The sequence below is a fragment of the Streptomyces sp. NPDC005374 genome (assembly GCF_042872225.1).
GTDB lineage: Bacteria > Actinomycetota > Actinomycetes > Streptomycetales > Streptomycetaceae > Streptomyces.
Genome location: NZ_JBIAKA010000043.1, coordinates 1 through 5008, shown reverse-complemented (window position 1 = coordinate 5008; position 5008 = coordinate 1). Strand labels below are relative to the sequence as shown.

2 rRNA genes are annotated in these 5008 nt (G+C 57.3%); both read left to right on the top strand.

Going from position 1 to position 5008, the window contains the following annotated elements:
* Positions 1–11 precede the first annotated feature (11 nt).
* A 16S ribosomal RNA gene (locus ACFYRX_RS46715) occupies positions 12–1539 on the top strand.
* Between the two features lie 313 nt (positions 1540–1852).
* A 23S ribosomal RNA gene (locus tag ACFYRX_RS46710) occupies positions 1853–4977 on the top strand.
* The 16S and 23S rRNA genes sit together here, the layout of an rRNA operon.
* Positions 4978–5008: the final 31 nt, after the last annotated feature.

The window sequence follows — 5008 nt, the reverse complement described above, 5'->3', positions numbered from 1 at the left end:
ACGGGTAAACATTCACGGAGAGTTTGATCCTGGCTCAGGACGAACGCTGGCGGCGTGCTTAACACATGCAAGTCGAACGATGAACCACTTCGGTGGGGATTAGTGGCGAACGGGTGAGTAACACGTGGGCAATCTGCCCTTCACTCTGGGACAAGCCCTGGAAACGGGGTCTAATACCGGATAATACTGCTACGGGCATCTGTGGTGGTTAAAAGCTCCGGCGGTGAAGGATGAGCCCGCGGCCTATCAGCTTGTTGGTGAGGTAATGGCTCACCAAGGCGACGACGGGTAGCCGGCCTGAGAGGGCGACCGGCCACACTGGGACTGAGACACGGCCCAGACTCCTACGGGAGGCAGCAGTGGGGAATATTGCACAATGGGCGAAAGCCTGATGCAGCGACGCCGCGTGAGGGATGACGGCCTTCGGGTTGTAAACCTCTTTCAGCAGGGAAGAAGCGCAAGTGACGGTACCTGCAGAAGAAGCGCCGGCTAACTACGTGCCAGCAGCCGCGGTAATACGTAGGGCGCAAGCGTTGTCCGGAATTATTGGGCGTAAAGAGCTCGTAGGCGGCTTGTCACGTCGGGTGTGAAAGCCCGGGGCTTAACCCCGGGTCTGCATTCGATACGGGCAGGCTAGAGTGTGGTAGGGGAGATCGGAATTCCTGGTGTAGCGGTGAAATGCGCAGATATCAGGAGGAACACCGGTGGCGAAGGCGGATCTCTGGGCCATTACTGACGCTGAGGAGCGAAAGCGTGGGGAGCGAACAGGATTAGATACCCTGGTAGTCCACGCCGTAAACGGTGGGAACTAGGTGTTGGCGACATTCCACGTCGTCGGTGCCGCAGCTAACGCATTAAGTTCCCCGCCTGGGGAGTACGGCCGCAAGGCTAAAACTCAAAGGAATTGACGGGGGCCCGCACAAGCAGCGGAGCATGTGGCTTAATTCGACGCAACGCGAAGAACCTTACCAAGGCTTGACATACGCCGGAAAGCATCAGAGATGGTGCCCCCCTTGTGGTCGGTGTACAGGTGGTGCATGGCTGTCGTCAGCTCGTGTCGTGAGATGTTGGGTTAAGTCCCGCAACGAGCGCAACCCTTGTCCTGTGTTGCCAGCGTGCCCTTCGGGGTGACGGGGACTCACAGGAGACCGCCGGGGTCAACTCGGAGGAAGGTGGGGACGACGTCAAGTCATCATGCCCCTTATGTCTTGGGCTGCACACGTGCTACAATGGCAGGTACAATGAGCTGCGATACCGTGAGGTGGAGCGAATCTCAAAAAGCCTGTCTCAGTTCGGATTGGGGTCTGCAACTCGACCCCATGAAGTCGGAGTTGCTAGTAATCGCAGATCAGCATTGCTGCGGTGAATACGTTCCCGGGCCTTGTACACACCGCCCGTCACGTCACGAAAGTCGGTAACACCCGAAGCCGGTGGCCCAACCCCCTTGTGGGGAGGGAGCTGTCGAAGGTGGGACTGGCGATTGGGACGAAGTCGTAACAAGGTAGCCGTACCGGAAGGTGCGGCTGGATCACCTCCTTTCTAAGGAGCATCTAGGCCGCCAAGCGTGCTTGGTGGTCCAGGGCCATTACGTCGGCACACGTTCGACGGTGGTTGCTCATGGGTGGAACGTTGATTATTCGGCATTTTCAGTCATCTCGGGCTGCCAGTACTGCTCTTCGGAGCGTGGAAAGCTGATCACGAGTGGCGGGGATGCCGGGCACGCTGTTGGGTGTCTGAGGGTACGGCTGGTTAGCCTGCCTTCGATGCCGGCCCCAGTGAACTCCAGCTCAGGTTGGGGGTGATGGGTGGCTGGTCGTTGTTTGAGAACTGCACAGTGGACGCGAGCATCTGTGGCCAAGTTTTTAAGGGCGCACGGTGGATGCCTTGGCACCAGGAACCGATGAAGGACGTGGGAGGCCACGATAGTCCCCGGGGAGCCGTCAACCAGGCTTTGATCCGGGGGTTTCCGAATGGGGAAACCCGGCAGTCGTCATGGGCTGTCACCCATACCTGAACACATAGGGTATGTGGAGGGAACGCGGGGAAGTGAAACATCTCAGTACCCGCAGGAAGAGAAAACAACCGTGATTCCGGGAGTAGTGGCGAGCGAAACCGGATGAGGCCAAACCGTATACGTGTGAGACCCGGCAGGGGTTGCGTGTGCGGGGTTGTGGGATCTCTCTTTCACAGTCTGCCGGCTGTGAGACGAGTCAGAAACCGTTGATGTAGGCGAAGGACATGCGAAAGGTCCGGCGTAGAGGGTAAGACCCCCGTAGTCGAAACATCAGCGGCTCGTTTGAGAGACACCCAAGTAGCACGGGGCCCGAGAAATCCCGTGTGAATCTGGCGGGACCACCCGCTAAGCCTAAATATTCCCTGGTGACCGATAGCGGATAGTACCGTGAGGGAATGGTGAAAAGTACCGCGGGAGCGGAGTGAAATAGTACCTGAAACCGTGTGCCTACAAGCCGTGGGAGCGTCGCTGTATGTGCTTGCACATACAGTCGTGACTGCGTGCCTTTTGAAGAATGAGCCTGCGAGTTTGCGGTGTGTTGCGAGGTTAACCCGGGTGGGGTAGCCGTAGCGAAAGCGAGTCCGAACAGGGCGTTTTTAGTAGCACGCTCAAGACCCGAAGCGGAGTGATCTAGCCATGGGCAGGTTGAAGCGGAGGTAAGACTTCGTGGAGGACCGAACCCACCAGGGTTGAAAACCTGGGGGATGACCTGTGGTTAGGGGTGAAAGGCCAATCAAACTCCGTGATAGCTGGTTCTCCCCGAAATGCATTTAGGTGCAGCGTCGTGTGTTTCTTGCCGGAGGTAGAGCACTGGATAGGCGATGGGCCCTACCGGGTTACTGACCTTAGCCAAACTCCGAATGCCGGTAAGTGAGAGCGCGGCAGTGAGACTGTGGGGGATAAGCTCCATGGTCGAGAGGGAAACAGCCCAGAGCATCGACTAAGGCCCCTAAGCGTACGCTAAGTGGGAAAGGATGTGGAGTCGCAGAGACAACCAGGAGGTTGGCTTAGAAGCAGCCACCCTTGAAAGAGTGCGTAATAGCTCACTGGTCTAGTGATTCCGCGCCGACAATGTAGCGGGGCTCAAGCGTACCGCCGAAGTCGTGTCATTCATACAATAGGGCCAACGCCTGTATGGATGGGTAGGGGAGCGTCGTGTGCCGGGTGAAGCTGCAGCGGAAGCTAGTGGTGGACGGTTCACGAGTGAGAATGCAGGCATGAGTAGCGATACACACGTGGGAAACGTGTGCGCCGATTGACTAAGGGTTCCTGGGTCAAGCTGATCTGCCCAGGGTAAGTCGGGACCTAAGGCGAGGCCGACAGGCGTAGTCGATGGATAACCGGTTGATATTCCGGTACCCGCTGTGAAGCGTCAAACATTGAATCAGGCGATGCTAAGTCCGTGAAGCCGTTCCGGACCCTTCGGGGAATGGAAAGTGGTGGAGCCGACGGACCAGACTTGTAGTAGGTGAGTGATGGGGTGACGCAGGAAGGTAGTCCAGCCCGGGCGGTGGTTGTCCCGGGGTAAGGGTGTAGGCCGTGTGATAGGCAAATCCGTCACACATCAAGGCTGAGACCTGATGCCGAGCCGATTGTGGTGAAGTGGATGATCCTATGCTGTCGAGAAAAGCCTCTAGCGAGTTTCATGGCGGCCCGTACCCTAAACCGACTCAGGTGGTCAGGTAGAGAATACCGAGGCGTTCGGGTGAACTATGGTTAAGGAACTCGGCAAAATGCCCCCGTAACTTCGGGAGAAGGGGGGCCATCACCGGTGAGAGGACTTGCTCCTTGAGCTGGGGGTGGCCGCAGAGACCAGCGAGAAGCGACTGTTTACTAAAAACACAGGTCCGTGCGAAGCCGTAAGGCGATGTATACGGACTGACGCCTGCCCGGTGCTGGAACGTTAAGGGGACCGGTTAGTCACATTTCGGTGTGGCGAAGCTGAGAACTTAAGCGCCAGTAAACGGCGGTGGTAACTATAACCATCCTAAGGTAGCGAAATTCCTTGTCGGGTAAGTTCCGACCTGCACGAATGGCGTAACGACTTCTCGACTGTCTCAACCATAGGCCCGGTGAAATTGCACTACGAGTAAAGATGCTCGTTTCGCGCAGCAGGACGGAAAGACCCCGGGACCTTTACTACAGTTTGATATTGGTGTTCGGTTCGGCTTGTGTAGGATAGCTGGGAGACTGTGAAGCTTGGACGCCAGTTCAGGTGGAGTCGTCGTTGAAATACCAGTCTGGTCGTGCTGGATGTCTAACCTGGGTCCGTGATCCGGATCAGGGACAGTGTCTGATGGGTAGTTTAACTGGGGCGGTTGCCTCCTAAAGAGTAACGGAGGCGCCCAAAGGTTCCCTCAGCCTGGTTGGCAATCAGGTGTTGAGTGTAAGTGCACAAGGGAGCTTGACTGTGAGACCGACGGGTCGAGCAGGGACGAAAGTCGGGACTAGTGATCCGGCGGTGGCTTGTGGAAGCGCCGTCGCTCAACGGATAAAAGGTACCCCGGGGATAACAGGCTGATCTTCCCCAAGAGTCCATATCGACGGGATGGTTTGGCACCTCGATGTCGGCTCGTCGCATCCTGGGGCTGGAGTCGGTCCCAAGGGTTGGGCTGTTCGCCCATTAAAGCGGTACGCGAGCTGGGTTTAGAACGTCGTGAGACAGTTCGGTCCCTATCCGCTGCGCGCGCAGGAATATTGAGAAGGGCTGTCCCTAGTACGAGAGGACCGGGACGGACGAACCTCTGGTGTGCCAGTTGTTCTGCCAAGGGCATGGCTGGTTGGCTACGTTCGGGAGGGATAACCGCTGAAAGCATCTAAGCGGGAAGCCTGCTTCGAGATGAGTATTCCCACCCCCTTTGAGGGGTTAAGGCTCCCAGTAGACGACTGGGTTGATAGGCCGGATCTGGAAGGCGGGTAACCGCTGGAGGTGACCGGTACTAATAGGCCGAGGGCTTGTCCATATTTGCTCGCGTCCACTGTGTTAGTTCTGAG